General features: G+C 59.7%; 20 protein-coding genes. 14 read left to right on the forward strand and 6 right to left on the reverse strand.

Translation table 11 applies throughout. The annotated features are described in order from the left end of the window. Nucleotides 1-77 precede the first annotated feature (77 nt). The 3 genes from RV1423_RS05040 to bla all read right to left on the reverse strand — a co-directional run bounded on the left by RV1423_RS05040 (nucleotide 78) and on the right by bla (nucleotide 4568). Nucleotides 78-1412 (reverse strand): MFS family transporter, encoded by a 1335-nt coding sequence (locus RV1423_RS05040; protein ID WP_034293909.1) that lies wholly within the window; start codon nucleotides 1410-1412, stop codon nucleotides 78-80. 401 nt (nucleotides 1413-1813) lie between these two features. Further along, nucleotides 1814-3427, reverse strand: coding sequence for a methyl-accepting chemotaxis protein (locus tag RV1423_RS05045; protein ID WP_034293912.1), 1614 nt, complete (start codon nucleotides 3425-3427; stop codon nucleotides 1814-1816). A 241-nt stretch (nucleotides 3428-3668) separates the two neighbouring features. Next, on the reverse strand, nucleotides 3669-4568 hold the full coding sequence (gene bla / locus RV1423_RS05050) for a class A beta-lactamase (protein ID WP_034293915.1): 900 nt from the start codon (nucleotides 4566-4568) through the stop codon (nucleotides 3669-3671). Nucleotides 4569-4680: 112 nt separating this feature from the next. Between bla and RV1423_RS05055 the strand changes: the two genes are divergently transcribed. From RV1423_RS05055 to RV1423_RS05060, 3 genes are all read left to right on the forward strand, one after another. After that, entirely contained in the window at nucleotides 4681-5538 is an 858-nt protein-coding gene (locus RV1423_RS05055) for a LysR family transcriptional regulator (protein WP_034294484.1), read from the forward strand. Between the two features lie 169 nt (nucleotides 5539-5707). Continuing rightward, entirely contained in the window at nucleotides 5708-5860 is a 153-nt protein-coding gene (locus RV1423_RS30340; RefSeq protein ID WP_197034878.1) for a hypothetical protein, read from the forward strand. A 142-nt stretch (nucleotides 5861-6002) separates the two neighbouring features. Beyond that, nucleotides 6003-6584: a gamma-glutamylcyclotransferase gene (locus RV1423_RS05060; protein ID WP_034293918.1), complete on the forward strand. Its 582-nt coding sequence runs from the start codon at nucleotides 6003-6005 to the stop codon at nucleotides 6582-6584. Between the two features lie 69 nt (nucleotides 6585-6653). Here the strand turns inward: RV1423_RS05060 and RV1423_RS05065 are convergent, their stop codons facing one another. After that, nucleotides 6654-7286: a LysE family translocator gene (locus tag RV1423_RS05065; RefSeq protein WP_034293921.1), complete on the reverse strand. Its 633-nt coding sequence runs from the start codon at nucleotides 7284-7286 to the stop codon at nucleotides 6654-6656. A 142-nt stretch (nucleotides 7287-7428) separates the two neighbouring features. On the opposite strand from RV1423_RS05065, the gene RV1423_RS05070 reads away from it, so the two are divergent. The 7 genes from RV1423_RS05070 to RV1423_RS29695 all read left to right on the forward strand — a co-directional run bounded on the left by RV1423_RS05070 (nucleotide 7429) and on the right by RV1423_RS29695 (nucleotide 11288). Next, a complete protein-coding gene (locus RV1423_RS05070) occupies nucleotides 7429-7767 on the forward strand; it encodes a helix-turn-helix transcriptional regulator (RefSeq protein ID WP_034293924.1) in 339 nt (112 codons plus the stop codon). Nucleotides 7768-7841: 74 nt separating this feature from the next. Then, a complete protein-coding gene (locus RV1423_RS05075; protein WP_034293926.1) occupies nucleotides 7842-8258 on the forward strand; it encodes a VOC family protein in 417 nt (138 codons plus the stop codon). A 64-nt stretch (nucleotides 8259-8322) separates the two neighbouring features. Further along, nucleotides 8323-8805, forward strand: coding sequence for an SRPBCC domain-containing protein (locus RV1423_RS05080; protein ID WP_231502061.1), 483 nt, complete (start codon nucleotides 8323-8325; stop codon nucleotides 8803-8805). Nucleotides 8806-9039: 234 nt separating this feature from the next. Beyond that, nucleotides 9040-9897, forward strand: coding sequence for a hypothetical protein (locus RV1423_RS05085; RefSeq protein WP_034293932.1), 858 nt, complete (start codon nucleotides 9040-9042; stop codon nucleotides 9895-9897). Between the two features lie 30 nt (nucleotides 9898-9927). After that, nucleotides 9928-10518, forward strand: coding sequence for a YigZ family protein (locus tag RV1423_RS05090; RefSeq protein WP_034293934.1), 591 nt, complete (start codon nucleotides 9928-9930; stop codon nucleotides 10516-10518). 100 nt (nucleotides 10519-10618) lie between these two features. Continuing rightward, a complete protein-coding gene (locus RV1423_RS05095) occupies nucleotides 10619-11050 on the forward strand; it encodes a hypothetical protein (protein ID WP_034293936.1) in 432 nt (143 codons plus the stop codon). A 31-nt stretch (nucleotides 11051-11081) separates the two neighbouring features. Then, the gene (locus tag RV1423_RS29695) at nucleotides 11082-11288 is read left to right on the forward strand and encodes a hypothetical protein (protein WP_155835030.1); all 207 of its coding nucleotides are present in this window, start codon (nucleotides 11082-11084) and stop codon (nucleotides 11286-11288) included. A 460-nt stretch (nucleotides 11289-11748) separates the two neighbouring features. Here RV1423_RS29695 and RV1423_RS05100 read toward each other — a convergent pair whose 3' ends face one another. Next, a complete protein-coding gene (locus RV1423_RS05100; protein ID WP_034293939.1) occupies nucleotides 11749-12594 on the reverse strand; it encodes an alpha/beta hydrolase in 846 nt (281 codons plus the stop codon). 197 nt (nucleotides 12595-12791) lie between these two features. On the opposite strand from RV1423_RS05100, the gene RV1423_RS05105 reads away from it, so the two are divergent. The 4 genes from RV1423_RS05105 (at nucleotide 12792) to RV1423_RS05120 (ending at nucleotide 16773) form a co-directional block, all read left to right on the forward strand. Then, the gene (locus RV1423_RS05105; protein ID WP_155835031.1) at nucleotides 12792-13565 is read left to right on the forward strand and encodes a YdcF family protein; all 774 of its coding nucleotides are present in this window, start codon (nucleotides 12792-12794) and stop codon (nucleotides 13563-13565) included. A 186-nt stretch (nucleotides 13566-13751) separates the two neighbouring features. Next, a complete protein-coding gene (locus tag RV1423_RS05110) occupies nucleotides 13752-15527 on the forward strand; it encodes a methyl-accepting chemotaxis protein (RefSeq protein WP_034293945.1) in 1776 nt (591 codons plus the stop codon). A 222-nt stretch (nucleotides 15528-15749) separates the two neighbouring features. Further along, on the forward strand, nucleotides 15750-16400 hold the full coding sequence (locus RV1423_RS05115; RefSeq protein WP_034294486.1) for a DUF1120 domain-containing protein: 651 nt from the start codon (nucleotides 15750-15752) through the stop codon (nucleotides 16398-16400). A 184-nt stretch (nucleotides 16401-16584) separates the two neighbouring features. Then, nucleotides 16585-16773 (forward strand): hypothetical protein, encoded by a 189-nt coding sequence (locus tag RV1423_RS05120; RefSeq protein WP_034293948.1) that lies wholly within the window; start codon nucleotides 16585-16587, stop codon nucleotides 16771-16773. Nucleotides 16774-16785: 12 nt separating this feature from the next. On the opposite strand, the gene RV1423_RS05125 is transcribed toward RV1423_RS05120, so the two are convergent. Continuing rightward, nucleotides 16786-17700 (reverse strand): LysR family transcriptional regulator, encoded by a 915-nt coding sequence (locus RV1423_RS05125; RefSeq protein ID WP_034293952.1) that lies wholly within the window; start codon nucleotides 17698-17700, stop codon nucleotides 16786-16788. Between the last annotated feature and the right edge of the window lie 79 nt (nucleotides 17701-17779).

Raw genomic sequence — 17779 nt, forward strand, 5'->3', positions numbered from 1 at the left:
AAAGCGATCGAGGTCTGAATAATCCGGCCTCTATGATAACCGCGAGCGCGCATCGCCCGAACCTTCCCGCAACGCCATCAGTCTTCGTCCTTCAGATAGCCGACCTTGGTCGGGTCCGGCATCCAGAAGGTGATCAGCAAGGCGATCGCGCACAGGATGGACACGTACCAGTAGAAACTGGACTCCATGCCGGCCGCCTTGAACGACAGCGCGACGAACTCGGCCGAGCCGCCAAACAGCGCATTGCCCACTGCATACGACAGTCCGACGCACAAGGCGCGCACCTCGGGCGGAAACATCTCGGCCTTGATCAGGCCGCTGATCGAGGTGTAGAAGCTGACGATCGCCAGCGCCAGGATGGCCAGGCCGAAAGCCGCATACGGATCGGTGACATCCTTGAGCAGATGCAGGATGGGCATCGTGCACAGGGTGCCCAAAACGCCGAAGAACAGCATCATGTTGCGACGGCCGATCTTGTCGGACAGCGCACCGAACAACGGTTGCATGATCATGTAGACGAACAGCGCGCCGGTCATCACGGCACTGGCGGTCTTGGCGTTCATGCCGGCGGTATTGACCAGATACTTCTGCATGTAGGTGGTGAAGGTGTAGAACATCAGCGAGCCGCCGGCGGTGAAGCCGACCACGGTGAAGAAGGCGCGCTTGTGCTTCCACAGGCCGGCGAAGGTACCGGCGTCCTTCTTCTTGCGGGTTTCGTCGGTGGCGGTTTCCGTCAACGATTTGCGGAGGTACAGCGCAATCAGCGCACCGCCCGCGCCCAGCACGAACGGCACACGCCAGCCCCAGGCGCGCAATTCTTCATTGCTCAGGGTCTGCTGCATGACCACCAGCACCAGCACCGCCAGCAACTGGCCGCCGATCAGGGTGACGTATTGAAAGGAGGCGAAAAAGCCACGATTGTTCTTGGGCGCGACTTCACTCATGTAGGTCGCGCTGGTGCCGTACTCTCCACCCACCGACAGTCCCTGGAACAGGCGCGCCACCAGCAGCAGGAAAGGCGCCACCGTGCCGATTGTTGCGTACGTCGGCATGAAAGCGATCATCAGCGAGCCGCCGCACATCATCAGCACCGAGATCATCATCGACGTCCGGCGGCCATGCTTGTCGGCGATGCGGCCGAACAGCCAGCCGCCGATCGGGCGCATCAGGAAACCGGCGGCGAAAACGCCGGCGGTGTTCAGCAATTGCGTCGTGGTGTCGCCTTTTGGGAAAAATGCCGGCGCGAAATAGATGGCGCAGAAGGAATAGACGTAAAAGTCGAACCATTCGACCAGATTGCCGGACGAAGCGCCGAGGATCGCGAAAATGCGCTGCCGCGTCGTGGACGGAGCGGCAGAGGCGCCGGCCGTTGCTCCGGCGACGCCGGAAGGCGCGGAAACTGTTTGGGTCATTGTTATCTCCAGATTGTTGATGGAAAGGCTGAACGCGCCCGCGATGACTCAGGGACGCAGGTACGGCCGGTTGATGGCGAATGCCTGCAATCGCGTCCGCCACGGCGGTGCGACAAGAGCAAGAAAGAGACGTTGATTTGCTGGATTACAGCGAGGAAAGCGGCGTCACATCTGTCTCCCGTTTTATTGTTTTGAGAGAGCTATTGCAGGCTTCATGCCAATAACCGGGAAAAATACAAACCACTGATTTAAAAGGATTTCCATAGAGAGAATTGCCTCGCGAAAGCAATTTTCTTGCGGAAAACCGGAATCGGAAAAGCGAGCATTCCGAATATCCAGCCGCCAACGAAAAAAGCCCGGACCTTGACGGTGCGGGCTTTCCGAAGTGCGAGGTCCGGCATTTATTGCAGGCGCGGTTCCTTCGGCGTGATGTCGATGGTGCGGTGCGCAGCGGGCAAGGCAGGCATACCGCTCAGCGTGAAAACGCTGACCAGTTGCGCCAGGCTGTCGGCCTGGGTCTGCATTGATGCCGCAGCGGCTGCAGCCTGCTCGACCAGCGCCGCGTTTTGCTGGGTCACCTGGTCCATCTGGGTGATCGCGTGGTTGATCTGTTCGATGCCGGTGGTCTGCTCCTCACTGGCGGAACTGATCTCGGCAACGATGTCAGTCACGCGCTTGACGCTGTTGACCACCTCTTCCATGGTCGCCCCGGCCTGCTCGACCAGCTTGCTGCCGTTGCCGACTTTTTCCACCGAGTCGTTGATCAGCACCTTGATCTCTTTGGCTGCGGCGGCGGAGCGTTGCGCCAGGCTGCGCACTTCGCTCGCCACCACGGCGAAACCGCGGCCCTGTTCGCCGGCGCGCGCCGCTTCCACTGCGGCATTGAGCGCCAAAATATTGGTCTGGAAGGCGATGCCATCGATCACGCTGATGATGTCGACGATCTTCTTCGACGACGCGTTGATGGCGCCCATGGTGTCAACCACCTGGCCGACTACGCCGCCGCCCTGGGTGGCGATATCGGAAGCGGACACGGCCAATTGGTTGGCCTGGCGCGCATTGTCGGCGTTCTGCTTGACGGTGGAGATCAGCTCTTCCATCGACGACGCGGTTTCTTCCAGCGCGCTGGCTTGCTGCTCGGTGCGCGAGGACAGGTCGAGGTTGCCGGCGGCGATCTCGCTGGACGCAGTGGCGATGGTGTCGGTGCCGCTGCGCACGTTGCTGACAATCCCGCGCAGGCTCTTGTTCATGTCTTGCAGGGCTTGCAGCAACTGGCCGGTTTCATCCCTGCTGCTGACCGTCACGTCGGCGGTCAGATCACCTTCGGCGACGCGGCGCGAGATGATCACGGCGGAATTGATCGGACGCGTGATGCCGACCGTCAGGTACCAGGCGCACAGGACGCCCAACGCCAGGATCAAGCCCTCCAGCACCAGCAGCAGGATGCGGCTGTCGTCGGCGATGACGTCAATGTGCTGGGCGGTCTCGTCGATTTCCTTGCGCTGCAGTTCGACCAGTTGGCGCATGGTGTCCTGGTAGGCGTTGGACGCCGGCACGAAGGTTTTGTCGAGTATGCGCGCGGCTTCCTCGATATTTCCCGCAGCCTTGGCCTTGTTGATGTCGTCGCGCGAAGACAGGTAAATCTTGCGCTGCTCGCCGATCTTTTGGAACAGCTTCTTTTCTTCGTCACTTTCCAGCAGTGCTTCGACCTTCTTCTGGTATTCGCCGGAGCTCTTCGATGAAGCTGCGGCTTCTTGCGCGAAATACGGACCGAGCGCCGGATCGCTGCTCTTGGCGATGGCGATGGTGCGGCGAATGCCGCTGACAAGGTTGGCGTACCAGTCGCCGATCAGGCGTTCTTTCAGCAGAGGCTGGCTCATCATGTCGCGCGTGGCGGACGACACCGTTTGCAAACGCCAGATGCCGATGGCGGTGATCACGATAGAGAAGGCCAGAATGATGGCGAAGCCCAGAGCAAGGCGCTTGCCGATTTTCATGTTTCCGATAATGTTCATTGCTTGTGTTCCATCCCGTTTTTATCCGCCGCTGCGGCAGCTTGTTTTTTCAAATGCTCGATCTGACTGGTCTTACCACGTCAGACCATCATTACAAAGCAAAACGGGACATTTGATTCACGGCAACATAGCCTGAAAAGCCCCGTAAATCAGGGCTTTGACGCAAGGCAACGAAGAGATCGGAAATCGAAAAGGATGAATCATTTCCCTTTCGTCAACACCAGCCGATATCTGAGTCTCATCAATCGAGGCCCGCCACGATCAATTTGCCGACATCAGCCAGCACGGCATTGCGCCGTTCCGCCGGCGCCTTGGTCTCGGTCAGGTAAATGGATGCCAGCAAAGGCTTGCCCTGCGGCGGCCAGATAATGGCGACGGTATTGGTGGTGCCGTGGTCGCCGGAACCGGTCTTGTCGCCGACCTTCCAGCCGGGCGCCATGCCGGCGCGGAGGCGCTGATCGCCGGTCTTGTTGGCAGCCATCCACGCGGTGATCTGGCGACGCGATGCGGGAGACAAGACGTCGCCCAACAAAACCTTGTGCAGATTGGCGGTCATTGCCGCCGGCGTCGTAGTGTCGCGCGGATCGCCTGGGATGGCGCTATTGAGCTCGGTTTCGAAGCGGCTCAGCCGCGTGACGCCGTCGCCCAGCGACGCCACGAAATCGTTGAACGGCTCCAATCCTCCAATACTACGAAGTATCAGGTTGGCAGCGGTATTATCGCTCAAGGTGATGGCCGCCTCGCAAAGTTGCGCCAGCGACAAGCCGTCGCCACCGACATGTTTGGCGGTCGTCGGTGAATACGACACCAGCACGTCTTCGCCGTAGACGATGCGGCGATCTAGTTGCTCGGCGCCGGCATCGACCCGCTTGAGCACCGCCGACGCCGCCAGGAACTTGAACGTGCTGCACATCGGAAAGCGCTCGTCGGCACGATAACCCCAATGCTTGCCGCTGGCAGTATCGAGAATCTCCACGCCGAGACGGCCGTTGACGCCGGCTTCCAGTTTGGCCAGCCGGGAGACGACTGACGACGACCCCATAGTTTTTTTTGCCTTTGCTGCATCTGCCGCCCATGCTCCTGTGGCGCAGCCTGCCAGGACGCTTCCTGTCATGGCGAGGAAATGTCTTCTGCCGATCATATTTTCTCCTTGCATAAATGGGAATGAAGCGAAATCATAGGCAGCAACCAATGCCGTCGCAATTCATCATAATTTGCATCAGACCAAAGAAAAACTGATACCAAAGATCATCATGCACCTTCCTCTCAACGCCCTGCGCGCCTTCGAAGTGGCGGCACGCCATCTCAGCTTCACCCACGCCGCCGACGAGCTGAACGTGACCCAAACCGCCGTCAGCATGCAGGTCAAGAACCTGGAAGAGCGCATGGGCGTGCTCCTGTTCCGGCGCCTGCCGCGCGGCTTGGCGTTGACCGACGAAGGACTGGCCCTGCTGCCGGTGCTGGCGGAATCGTTCGGGCGCATCGCCACGGTGCTGGGCCAGTTCGAAAACGGCCGGATGCGGGAAGTACTGACGCTGGGCGTGGTCGGGACGTTTGCGGTGGGCTGGCTGATGCCGCGGCTGCGCGAATTCCAGCAGACTTATCCTTTCGTCGACCTGCGCCTGCTCACGAACAACAACCGCGTCGACCTGGCCGGCGAAGGACTGGATTACGCGATCCGCTTCGGTGACGGTGCCTGGCACGGCACCGAGGCCGAGCGCCTGTTCGCGGCGCCGCTTTCGCCGATGTGCGCGCCTGCCGTCGCCGAGCGCTTGCGCCGCCCGCAGGATCTGGCCGGCGAAACGCTGTTGCGCTCTTATCGCACCGATGAATGGAACAACTGGTTTGCCGCCGCCGGAGTTCCCTGCCCGCCGATCCGCGGCTTCGTGTTCGATTCGTCGCTGACCATGGCCGAGGCGGCGGCACAGCAAGCCGGCGTCGCCTTGCTGCCGATGAATATGTTCGAACGAGAACTGCACCAGGGCCGGCTGATGTGTCCTTTCGAGATTTCCGTCAGCAATGGCGCCTACTGGCTCACGCGCTTGAAATCGAGACAGGAAACCACTGCGATGCTGGCCTTTCGCACGTGGCTGCTAGGCCAGCCGGCGTAGGGAAAAGACCACAAAAGCATCAGGAATTGCCTGATAACCGAGAAAGAAGGCACACCGTAGAATAAATGATATAAACTATTTACAGGTCGCTTGTTCTGCGGTTTGCGCGATCAATGCAAACGATTACAAGCGGTTGGCAACATGTCTCAACAAGGAAAAGGGGGACATCATGAAAAAATACTTCTCTACGCTGTACAGGAAACTGGTCGACTACCTGAACGACTCCAGTACCCTGACGACCGGTTCGCATCGCGGCGAACCGCATTGCTGCGGCATGTATTCCGGCCTGTCCGACCTCGACCAGCGACACGGCGAGAATTGAAATCCACACCCGCCCCCGCGCAAGCGGCCGGGCGGGCATGCCCCCCCCCTCTCCGGCTTTGCTGCCCTTTCCTTTTGCCCGTCCTTGCAGACATCCCGCCTTATAATTCTGCTTTCTGCTGTTCATCGTCGCTGCCGTTCCCATGTCCGACAACACCATCGCCCGCAACAAAGCCATGACCCGGTTCGACCAGCACGACAGCGTGTGGCTGTTCGGCTACGGCTCGCTGATCTTCAAGGCCGATTTCCCCTTCATTGAGCGTCGTCCGGCGCACATCGTCGGCTGGAGCCGCCGTTTCTGGCAGGGTTCGCACGACCATCGCGGCACCGCAGAAGCGCCCGGACGGGTGGTGACGCTGATCCCGGATGCCGGAGCGACCTGTGCCGGCATGGCCTATCTGATCACGCCGGAAGTGTTCGACCATCTCGATTACCGTGAGAAAAACGGCTACCTGCGCCTGTCCACCGATATCATTTTTGAAGACGGCGACAGTACCGAAGGCTTGATCTACATCGCCACGGAAGAAAACGCCGCCTTCCTCGGCCCGGCCCCTGAACGTGACATTGCGCGTCAGATCGCCCGCGCCGAAGGCCCCAGCGGACGCAACGCCGACTACCTGCTTGGACTGGCCGTGGCCTTGCGCGAGCTAGGCAAGGACGATCCGCACGTATTCGAGATCGAGCGGCACCTGCAACTGCTCAACGAAATGCATCGGGACGCATGATCCGGGCGGTTTCCCTCCCACCGAATCGCAACAGGAAGAAGACGTCCCGCCGCACTCACTCGGGAAAAATTACTGGCGCGCAGCCAGCAGCAAGGCGCCGGCACCGATGAAAAAACCGCCGGTGGCCTTGTTCAGGCGGGCGACGCCGCGCGAGGTGCGGATGAAGCGGCGAATCTGCTTGCCGCAGGCGGAATAGACCGCGCTGGAGACGAACTCCGCGCACAGGTAGATGGAACCAAGTACCAGGAACTGATGCGCGGCCGGTCGCGAGGGGTCGATGAACTGCGGGAAGATCGCCGCGAACAGCATGATCGCCTTCGGATTGGTGATGCCGAGCAAAAATTCCTGCACGACCAGCGCGAAAGCGCCTTTTTGCGCCGGCACGGCATGGGCGCCAACACCGTCAGCCAGTTCCAGGCCATGGAATTCACGGCTGCGCCAGGCGCGCCAGCCGAGATAAAAAAGGTAGACCGCGCCGATCCACTTGACGGCAGTGAAGGCGGTTTCCGACGCCAGCAGCATCGCCCCCAGCCCCACCGCCGAAATCGTCAGGAAAATCGCGAACGCCGTCACGCGCCCGAAGGTCGCCAGCAAGGCCATGCCGACGCCCCGGCGAATGCCGTTGTTGAGCGCGCAAAAATTGTTGGGGCCGGGCACCAGCGCCAGCATGATGGCGACGGGAATGAAGAACAAGGCATCCATGCTGAATCCGTTTTCAGAACGTGGGGAGAACAAGGATTCTATCAGCCGCAATCCCCATCGAAAAAATACTTGGCAAATACTTGACAAGACGGCGCGGGAGGCATTAATTTACCAACTGGTTAATTAATTGGCAAACGCCCTCATGCCCCCCGATCACCTCAGCGCCACCTTCTCCGCTCTTGCCGATCCCACCCGGCGCGCCATCCTGGCGCGGCTGGCCTCGGGCGAAGCCTCGGTGAAGGAATTGATGGAACCGTTCGAGATCAGTCCCCCAGCCATCACCAAGCATCTCAAGGTGCTGGAGCGCGCCGGATTGATTACGCGCGGACGCGAGGCGCAATGGCGTCCCTGCAAGCTGGAGGCCAGACCTTTGCACGAAGTGCATGACTGGATCGGGCAATACCGCCAGTTCTGGGAAGCCAGCTTCGACCGGCTGGAGGATCATCTGCGGGAACTGCAGGCCAGAGACGTCCCGAAATAACGCGAAGCACCGTACAACAACAAGCCGTCGCAAGCAGCGACGCATCCCTCATCCAATTGAATAAGGAGCAGACCATGCAATTACATGCCTATCTCAATTTCGACGGCCGTTGCGAAGAGGCTTTCAACTTCTACCAGAAGGCGCTCGGCGGCGAAATCCAATTCATGATGCGCAACGGCGATTCGCCGATGGCCAAGGACATGCCGGCGGAACAGCATGGCAAGGTCATGCATGCGCGCATCCGCATCGGCGACCAGGTCGTGATGGGGTCGGACATGCAAGCCGGCTGCATGGAAAAGCCGCAAGGTTTCCAGATCACCATCAATACCTGGGACCCGGCGGAAGCCGAACGCGTCTTCCAGGCATTGCAACCGAATGCCGAGATTCGCATGCCGTTGCAGGAAACCTTCTGGGCGGTGCGCTTCGGCATGCTGACCGATCAGTTCGGGATTCCCTGGATGATCAACTGCGAACGGCCGATGCCGTCCTGAAGCAACACGGCCGACGACCGCAATCTCTCTGAACAATTTGATAAGGCAATCAAGGAGCACTACCATGACGGCTGCAACACTTGCCATGCAGATGATGACTTCGACAGACCGGGCGCTGTGCATCACGCGCACTTTCGATGCACCGCGCGAACTGGTTTTCAAAATGTGGACCGATGCAGAACATGCGCGGCGCTGGTGGGGGCCGCCGGCCCACCCTGCCGCCGTGCTGGAAATGGATGCGCGCCCCGGCGGCGTCTGGCGCGGCTGTCTGCACGGCGTGGAAGACGGCCGCAAGCTGTGGCAAGGCGGCGTCTTTCGCGAGGTGAAAGCGCCGGAGCGGCTGGTATTCACCTTCGCCTGGGATGAAGAAGGCGAACGCGGCATGGAGACGCTGGTCACCATCGATTTCACCGAACGCGACGGCAAAACGCACATGCGCTTCCACCAAGCACCGTTCCAGTCGCTGGCCGAGCGCGATGGCCACCAAGGCGGCTGGAACGGCAGTTTCGACCGACTCGCCGATCATCTGCTCCATTCCTCTTTTTGATCGCCATGAACATTCCTTCTCGCAATTTTTTCGCCGCCGTCGCCAACGACGAATTCTTCGCCACCTGAAAGAACCGATCGCGACCATCAACGCGTGCTGCCTCGGAGATATCGATCTGGTTGCACTCAAGCGCATCCCCACGACGGCCGCAGCGCCTGAAGAGGCCGGGAACCGTCGGCCGTTGGTGTAAAATTCCGGTCCGCCTCCGACTCCCCGGGGCGGATCAGGGATGCCATGAATATCACGATCAACGACGAACTCCTCCAATACATCGATCCGCTCACCGCCAACGAATACGCCGCCCTCGAGCGCAGCCTGCTGGCCGAAGGATGCCGCGACGCGCTGGTGCTGTGGGGGGACGTGCTGGTCGACGGCCACAACCGCTACGAAATCTGCCGCAAGCACGATATTCCATTCAAGACCGTGCAAAACACCGGCTTCACCTCCATCGAAGACGTCATGCTGTGGATGATCGACAACCAGCTCGGCCGCCGCAGCGTCACCGATTTCCAGCGCGGCGTGCTGGCGCTGCGCAAGCGCGACATCATCGCCGCCCGCGTCAAGGTGGAGATGGACGCGGTCATCGCCACCAGTGAATCCGCCACGGCAGCAATGCCGGCGGTAGACAGCCCCGCCGAAACCGCGATCCCGAGCGCGTCCATCAAGACCCGCGAAGACATCGCCCGCGTCGCCGGCATCAGTTCCAACACCATTGGCCAGATCGAAAAAATCCGCAAGACCGCCGCGCCGGAACTGGTGGAGGCGGTGCGGTCCGGCGCCATTTCCATCAACGCCGCGGCAGCCGTGGCCTCGCTGCCGAACGAAGCACAAGTGAATGCCGTGGCCGGCGGCAAGAAGGAATTGCGCCAGGCCGCCAAGATGGTGCGCGAGCAGAAGGCCGCCAATCGCACGCCGCGCGTCGCGCCGGAGGGAACCGAAACGATCGCGCCGGCATCGGACATCAACGGCGGCGACGATCCGGCAGCGCTGCGCGCCGAAATCGCCGCACTCAACGCCCGGATTGCCGCACTGACGGCAGAGAACCAGGCTCTGCAGGCAGAAATCTCCACCCTGCGCGGCATGGCGGCCTGACCGCAGAAACCTCACACCGGGATATTCGTCTTGCCAACCTACACGCTCGCCGCCGCTGTCGAGATCGAACTCGACATCCGCAAGAGCCGCTTCATCGGCATTGTCATGCCGGTCGACAACCGCGAGGCGGCGCTGCGCCAATTGGACCGGCTCCGCGCGCAGCACCGCGCCGCCACCCATGTCTGCTGGGCACTGATGGCGGGCGGCCAATCGGGCATGTCGGATGACGGCGAACCGTCCGGCACAGCAGGACGGCCGATGCTGGAAGTGCTGCGCCACCATGAGCTTGACGGTGTGCTGGCTGCAGTGGTGCGCTATTACGGCGGCATCAAGCTCGGCGCCGGCGGACTGGTGCGCGCCTATACCGAGGCCATTGCCACGGCGCTCAAGCAAGCCCAGCGTATCGAACGCATTCCCTACGCCGAAATCGAAATCGCCGTCGCCTACGCCGACGAATCGCAACTGCGCTACTGGCTGCAGCAAAAGCAGTACCTGCTGCTGGGCAACCGCCACGATGCGCTGGCGCGGTTGCTGGTGCGCCTGCCTCTGGCGGATCTTGAGCAGCTCGGCGACAAGCTGCCGCGGCTTTCATCCATAGCGACGATCACGCCGGCGATATAGTTCAATGCCCGCCTAGGCATTCACCATGCTTCGTGTCAGAATCACTGTTGCCTATTCTGACAGATGAAATGCATTCCCATCCCCGATAAAGGAAGCAGCAATGAAGACACCGATCACTGCATGTCTGCTGGCATTAGCGCTGGCCGCATGCGCCATCCAGCCGGCCGACGAGCAACCCACTCCGACCAGGCAAGTGCCGGAAGCGCGCGTCTACATCAAGAGCATGATGCAACAATCCTCGGGCACGGCGGAGGTCCAATTCTCGCGCACCTCGACTTTCCTGTTCGGCAACTCGCCGCTGGAACTGGCAATCAACGATGTCGTTCTGGCGCAGATTCTTTCGGGAGAGCATTTCAGCATCTGGCTCCAACCGGGCACCAGCTATACCTTCAGCATCAAGCCGGTACATACTCTTAATAGCCCGTCTTATCCGCAGACGCAGCAAATCACCCTGGATCTGAAAACCGCCGGCGTATACAAGGTGCGCATCAGCGCCAACATGAAGGGCCCGACACTGCAGCAGGAAAACTAAGGCTGTTTTCAGTAGCCCCCAGTACTGCCTGTTGCTCACCTTCCCCCGTCCTGATATTCAACAGATCGATAACTGGTATTGGCAATCAAAATTGGAAAAGAGAGGGCAAACCCCGCATACTGCAATGCAACATAAATCACTTTTTGCGGAGCCTGCCATGCGTATCCTGATCGATGTCCTGCCATACACCCTGCTGATCGCTGCAATGGTTGCGCGTTATTTCGCGTCGACACGCTGATCCACAGGCGGCCAGCCTGCCGCGGGCAACCGCAGGCAGCATGAAATGAACAAAGGGCAGATTCTTCTGCCCTTTTGTTTTGCCGGTTCCGACGGCAACCGGTTCAACCGGACCGAGACAACGTATCTTTACAATCTCAGCAACCAGTTCAAGTATCCGCCCTCGCAGTCGTTATGCTGGTGGAGAGCCAAGATCGCTTGGCTTACACTCCACGCTTTTATTTCATTTCGAAAGACTGCTCATGCCGCGCATCATGACCATCATTCTCGCTGCCGCAGTGGCGCTGGCGATCACCGGCTGTGCTTGCGCCCCGGGATTCGTGGGCTTCGACAGTCGCTGCGGCTTCACCAACCTGCCCAGCGGCCAGCCCTGAGACATATTTACACTTGTAAATTCAGGTTAAATTTCAGTTTCCGACATCCTCCTGTGCGGCGCAACAAAAATATCCTTTCGCATCACCTCATTCTTGATGTAAGTGCAGCTCCAGCCATGCAGTCAGATCGCGTTGCGCGCGCAAACGGCGCTCCGCCGATTCATTGAAAATCTCGTGATAGGCGTCGTCGTAGCAATGGAAAGTCTTGTCGACCTGCGGCACGCGAGCAAAAAAAGAATGGCTGCCGGCAGGATCGACAAAGGCATCGTCGCCGGCAATCTGCAACAACAAGGGCAACGTGAACGTCCCGGCATCGCGCTGCACCTGCGCCATGGCGTCGAGCATGAAATTGACCACGCGCGCCGATACCTTGTCGTGATTAAGCGGATCGGCCTGATAGGCCCGTACCGACTCGGCATCATGCGACAGTCTCGCGGTGGGCAGGCTGGTCGACACGGCCAATCCAGGTGCAATCCGCGTGGTCAGCGCCAGCAGGATCTTCTGGAAACACGACATGCGAATTGCCAACGCCGGCGATGACAACAGCAGCCCCCGCACTTTGGATAATCCGCCGGTGGCGAAGCGCGCCGCCACCAATCCGCCGAGGCTGTGTCCGAACAGGAATGGCGTGGTCTGCCGGCCGGCTGCGAAATCGTCGAATACCAGCTTGAGATCGGTCAGGAAATCCTCGCTCGCGCGCAAGCTGCCGCTCGCACCTTCCGACCTGCCATGGCCGCGATGATCGTGAATCCGCACCGAAAAACCCGCCTCATGAAAAATCCCGGCCAATGCATCGTAGCGGCCGCCATGCTCGCCGAGTCCATGCACCAGCACGACGGCGCCGCGCGGTTGATGGTGCCGCCATTCGCGGTAAAAGAGTCGGATGCCGTCTGCTGCCTGGAGAAATCCCGTATTCTGATCATTTTCGGACATGATGTTAAAGAGTGTTGATATTGTGGTTGAGATGCCTTCCCGCGTTTTCAGCCCGCGGCCTGGAACGCTAGAGTGGCCGGATCAACGCCGAACGGACGATGCATTGCATATTGCACTAAAAACCGTCGCACAGAGCAAGCAACCGTGCTTTTACCGTTGCAGGGCTGACTTGTTCCGACCGGGAATCATCGACGACAATGGTCGGCTATATACCTTTCCTTTCCAATATGAATTCCATCGCCAAACTTGTCAGCGTCGCCCTGTTGTTCCCGCTTAATCTTTTGCTGCTTGCCGTTCTTGGCTTGCTGTTGCAGCAGTATTGGCGCCGCGCGGTGTGGCTCTGCTGGGTCGCGCTGGCATCGCTCGGCCTGTTCAGCACCCATGCCGGCGCCTTGCTGCTGGCGGCGCCGCTCGAATCGCAGACGCCGGTGCTCGCAACCATTCCACCGACTGCGCAAGCCATCGTCGTTCTTGGCGGCGGCAGGTTATCCAAAGCGCCGGAATACGGCGATGCCGACACGCCCAATTACCTGACGCTGGCGCGATTGCAATATGCCGCACGGCTGCATCGCGCCAGCGGTCTGCCCGTCCTCGTCAGCGGCGGCAAACCGGACGGTTCCGCCGAAAGTGAAGCCGAAGTCATGGCGCGCAGCCTGCAACGCGACTTCGGCGTGGAGGCGAAATGGCAGGAAAAAGATTCCGACACCACCGCCGACAACGCCATACTGTCCGCCCGTATCCTGCGTCAGGCCGGCGTGCGACGCATCCTGCTGGTGACTGACGCCATGCACATGCCGCGCGCCGTCCTGAGTTTCCGCAAGGCGGGCTTGGAGGTCATGCCAGCACCGACTGTCTTCTTCAGCCGCGAGCGGCTGAACTTGTTCGATTTCCTGCCTGGCGGCGAAGGATTGCGACGCAGCAACTATGCTTTGCACGAATGGATCGGCATGCTCTGGTACCAGCTCCGATAAGGCAAGATAAGGCGCACTAAAGCCTCATTGATCGGGGTTTTCCTTTTTTCTACCATGTTTAAAGTTAACGTGCTGACGCGCCATTGACGTCAACAACTCGGGTAGACATATCCAAGTTTTCAAGGCCTGCACAGACTCGCCGGAAATCACAATTATCAATCAAAGAAAACTCTGGAGATCATCGGGATGAAACTCTCATTCAACCAACGGCTATGGGCACCGCTCGTGCTCAGCCTCATTGCCTTGCTCGCTATTTCGATCTTCAATGCCAATCAGGCGCGCAACATCCGCCTGGAGGAACGCAAGAAGGACCTGATCAATGTGGCGCAAGTCGCCATGAGCACGATCAAGGAATACGGCGATCTGACCAAGAGCGGTGCAATGAGTAAGGAAGAGGCGCAGAAGGCGGCCCTGACGCGTGTGAAGAGCATGCGCTATGGTCAGGATGGCTATTTCTCCATTTCCAATTCGGCTGCGATCACCATCATGCACCCGATCAAGCCGGAACTGAACGGCAAGAACATGTCCGACTTCAAGGACCCGGCCGGCAACCAGATATTCAAGGATATTTCCAAAGCCGGCGCATTGCCCAATGGCGATTTCATCCATTACATCTGGCCCAAGGTCGGCTCTTCCGACCCCGTCCCGAAGCTTTCCTATGCTTTCCGCTACGAGCCCTGGGACTGGATCATTACGACCGGTATCTATCTCGATGATGTTAATGGGGCTTTCATTCGCTCGCTCTATCAGCTCGCGGCAATTTTCGTTGGCTTCGCCATCCTCCTGATCGGCCTGGTCGTGTTCAACAACCGCAGCATCCTGCGCACCATCGGCGGCGATCCGGGCGATGCGGCGGAAATCGCCAATCGCATTTCCGACGGCGACCTGACGCTGACCATTCACACCTCCCCCGGCGATACCTCCAGCCTCGTCTATGCCTTCAAGCGCATGCGCGATTCGCTGATGCACACGATTTCGAACATCAAATCGTCGGCGGACACCATCGCTACCGCCTCAAGCGAAATCGCCAGCGGCAACCTCGACCTGTCTTCGCGCACCGAGCAGCAGGCAGGCTCGCTGGAAGAGACGGCGTCGGCGATGGAAGAACTCACCTCGACCGTCAAGCAGAATGCCGACAACGCCCGTCAGGCAAATCAACTGGCGGTCTCGGCCTCCGAGGTCGCGGTCCAGGGGGGCGCAGTGGTCGGCCAGGTAGTCGACACCATGGGTTCCATCAACGACTCATCGAAGAAGATCGTCGACATCATCAGCGTGATCGACGGCATCGCCTTCCAGACCAATATCCTGGCATTGAACGCCGCGGTGGAAGCCGCACGCGCCGGCGAGCAAGGCCGCGGCTTTGCGGTGGTGGCAAGCGAAGTGCGCAGCCTGGCGCAGCGCTCCTCGGCTGCGGCGAAAGAAATCAAGACGCTGATCGACGACTCCGTTTCCAAGGTCGACGTCGGCAGCAAGCTGGTGCAGCAAGCCGGCGAAACCATGAGCGAGGTGGTCGCCAGCGTCAAGCGCGTGACCGACATCGTCGGCGAAATCAGTGCGGCCAGCCAGGAGCAAAGCGCCGGCATCAACGAAGTCGGCCAGGCCATCACGCAAATGGACGAAGGCACCCAGCAGAATGCCGCGCTGGTGGAGCAAGCCGCCGCCGCCGCGCAATCGCTCCAGGATCAGGCGGTGACGCTGGCCAATCTGGTCGGACGCTTCAAACTCGATGCCTCCACCCCTGTCCAGACGGCCCCGGTCGCGAGAACGGCAGCGCCTGCTGCGACGCGCCCTACTGCGACAGCGACGCCCAAGTCCGTGAGGGCGCCGGCCAAACCGGCAGCCCTTGCCGCCAGGACCAAACCGGCGACAACGCCACGCCTTCCCCCCGCTCCTGCCAACAAACCGGCCGGCTCGTCCAAGGCGGCAATGCCCGACTCCGATTCGGATTGGGAAACCTTCTGACGGGCAACTGTCGGCATGAAGCGCGACGATGAAGGGCTTGCACATGCAAGCCCTTTTTTATTTCCCGGTCTCATTTTTCCCCCTCATCCACGCTAGCCTGCGGTTCCGGCTATCTTCCGAACCAGCCATTTTTTGAGATTTTTCCCATATTAATCCAGGGCTCAAATCACGAAAATGTATTCATCGCGCTGAAATATGGCGCTCACCTTGAAACCGAACGCCATGAAACGCCTCTTCACCCACGTCGCTCTGACATCCGCACTATGCGCTGCCGCTGCAGCCCACGCTGCACCGTCCGTCGAATTGCGTGTCACAGGCGTCATCCGCCCTGCCGCATGCACACCGACATTGGGCAACGGCGGTACAGCCGACTACGGCACCATCTCCGCAAAATCACTGGTTGCCGGCCAATACAAAGTTCTGGAAACCAAACAAGTCAATCTGTCGGTCACTTGCGACGCGCCGGCCAAAATCGCCATTGTAGCCGTCGACAACTGCGCCTCTTCCCGCGTTGCCGGCATCACCGACAGCCTGAAAACGGACGCTGCCTACAACTTTGGATTAGGCAGTGTTGCCAACAAGAACATCGGCGGCTATGTAGTCTCCTTTTCCAGCGGCGCAACTGCGGACGGCAAAGCGGCCGGCAACATCTCGTCCAAGGACAAGGGTATTTCCTGGAATGGCAACACCAGCTATGTCGACCATGAAGGCGGCTATTTTTCCTTCAGCCAGGATGGCGCCACGCCGATTGCCATGAAGACGCTGTCCACCGTCATCCATGTACAGGCCGTCCTGAACCGGCCCGAAAACTTGCCATTGACGCAGGAGGTTCAACTGGACGGCTCCACCACCATCGAGATCAGGTATTTGTAACAGGGCCGCCTTCTGCGTCATGTATGGTTCTTGCACACATTTTCTGCATCCGACGCAGACAAATCGAAATTGGGCTTAAAATAAACCGGCATGCCTGTGGTCAGTTGTTCACTTCAGTCATTCGTGACGTCCGAAAGTGTGTTCTGGCAGGTCCGTCCTGTCGCACCCGTTTAAGGAAAGAGACATGGCAGACTCTCCCAAAAACATCTCCAGCCTGATGTGCGAGCTCAGTGTCGCACTGGCCGACCTTGCCGAAAAAATGAGCAATCTGGCAATCAACCTGGAAAATCAGTACCTCGATTCGGATGCAGAAGAGCCCGTGGCCATGAAGGAAGCTGCACGCTCGACGATAGAAAAAGCCAAGAGCAACTGACGCTCTCGCCGGCTATGACTTTGCGGCGACGTCATCCACCCAGAATCCCCGCCCTTCCGCCTGCACCCGCTCCATGATGAAATCCGCCACCACATTGACCCGCAAGATGTCGCGGGCATCGGCGTGCGTGATCAGCCAGTAGGAACGATAAAGTTTCACCTCAGGCAACAAACGCGCCAGTTTCTTTTCTCGCCGCGCCATGAAACAGGGCAGAACGCCCAGCCCTGCTCCGCCGACGACCGCCGCCATCTGGCTGATGATGTTGGAAATGCGGATACGCGGTTGCAGCGCAGGCGCGATCTCAGACAAGTAATCAAGTTCGCGCGACCACATCAAATCTTCGACATAGCCGACCCAGGGATGCTCTTCCAATTGCGCCTTGCGGTCGACGCCGCCGTATCGGCGCAGATAGTCGCGCGCCGCGTAAATCCCCAGTTCGTAATCGTTCAGCCGTCGCGCGTACAAGCGCCCTTGCTCGGGCCGCGTCATGCTGACGGCGATATCTGCTTCGCGCTTGGACAGGCTGAACATGCGCGGGTTGGCGATCAGTTCCACTTCCAGTTCGGGGTGCTGCTGCGCCAGCAGGCTCAGTTGCGGCGCCAAGAAGTAAGTGCCCCAAGCCTCGGGCGTGCCGATGCGGATCGAACCGGTCAATCCTTGTGCCGGATCATCCTGGCGCGCACGGATGCGCATGGCAAGGCTCTCGACCGCCTCGGCATCAGGGATCAGTCGTTCACCTTCCGCCGTCAACGCGTAGCCGGCCGAACGACGGTCAAACAGAACCACGCCCAGCGATGCTTCCAGTCCGGCAATGCGCCGACTCAACGTCGAATGGTCGATGCCAAGCTGGCGCGCAGCCACGGTCAGACGGCCGGCACGCACCACGGCGAGGAATGCTTGCAGGTCGTTCCAGTCGAATTTAGGCATGCGATTTTTTGCACATGAAGTGTGTGATATTCGGCATTTACTGCGAAAAATCCCAATGCTACTCTTTTTCTGCGTGACA

It is taken from the genome of Herbaspirillum sp. RV1423 (assembly GCF_000577615.1).
GTDB lineage: Bacteria > Pseudomonadota > Gammaproteobacteria > Burkholderiales > Burkholderiaceae_D > Herbaspirillum.

Bases quoted from the DNA above. Each gene is read 5' to 3' on its own strand.
- RV1423_RS05040 (WP_034293909.1), bottom strand. From the start codon at position 1,412: ATGACCCAAACAGTTTCCGCGCCTTCCGGCGTCGCCGGAGCAACGGCC.
- RV1423_RS05045 (WP_034293912.1), bottom strand. From the start codon at position 3,427: ATGAACATTATCGGAAACATGAAAATCGGCAAGCGCCTTGCTCTGGGC.
- bla (WP_034293915.1), bottom strand. From the start codon at position 4,568: ATGATCGGCAGAAGACATTTCCTCGCCATGACAGGAAGCGTCCTGGCA.
- RV1423_RS05055 (WP_034294484.1), top strand. From the start codon at position 4,681: ATGCACCTTCCTCTCAACGCCCTGCGCGCCTTCGAAGTGGCGGCACGC.
- RV1423_RS30340 (WP_197034878.1), top strand. From the start codon at position 5,708: ATGAAAAAATACTTCTCTACGCTGTACAGGAAACTGGTCGACTACCTG.
- RV1423_RS05060 (WP_034293918.1), top strand. From the start codon at position 6,003: ATGTCCGACAACACCATCGCCCGCAACAAAGCCATGACCCGGTTCGAC.
- RV1423_RS05065 (WP_034293921.1), bottom strand. From the start codon at position 7,286: ATGGATGCCTTGTTCTTCATTCCCGTCGCCATCATGCTGGCGCTGGTG.
- RV1423_RS05070 (WP_034293924.1), top strand. From the start codon at position 7,429: ATGCCCCCCGATCACCTCAGCGCCACCTTCTCCGCTCTTGCCGATCCC.
- RV1423_RS05075 (WP_034293926.1), top strand. From the start codon at position 7,842: ATGCAATTACATGCCTATCTCAATTTCGACGGCCGTTGCGAAGAGGCT.
- RV1423_RS05080 (WP_231502061.1), top strand. From the start codon at position 8,323: ATGACGGCTGCAACACTTGCCATGCAGATGATGACTTCGACAGACCGG.
- RV1423_RS05085 (WP_034293932.1), top strand. From the start codon at position 9,040: ATGAATATCACGATCAACGACGAACTCCTCCAATACATCGATCCGCTC.
- RV1423_RS05095 (WP_034293936.1), top strand. From the start codon at position 10,619: ATGAAGACACCGATCACTGCATGTCTGCTGGCATTAGCGCTGGCCGCA.
- RV1423_RS05100 (WP_034293939.1), bottom strand. From the start codon at position 12,594: ATGTCCGAAAATGATCAGAATACGGGATTTCTCCAGGCAGCAGACGGC.
- RV1423_RS05105 (WP_155835031.1), top strand. From the start codon at position 12,792: ATGGTCGGCTATATACCTTTCCTTTCCAATATGAATTCCATCGCCAAA.
- RV1423_RS05110 (WP_034293945.1), top strand. From the start codon at position 13,752: ATGAAACTCTCATTCAACCAACGGCTATGGGCACCGCTCGTGCTCAGC.
- RV1423_RS05115 (WP_034294486.1), top strand. From the start codon at position 15,750: ATGAAACGCCTCTTCACCCACGTCGCTCTGACATCCGCACTATGCGCT.
- RV1423_RS05120 (WP_034293948.1), top strand. From the start codon at position 16,585: ATGGCAGACTCTCCCAAAAACATCTCCAGCCTGATGTGCGAGCTCAGT.
- RV1423_RS05125 (WP_034293952.1), bottom strand. From the start codon at position 17,700: ATGCCTAAATTCGACTGGAACGACCTGCAAGCATTCCTCGCCGTGGTG.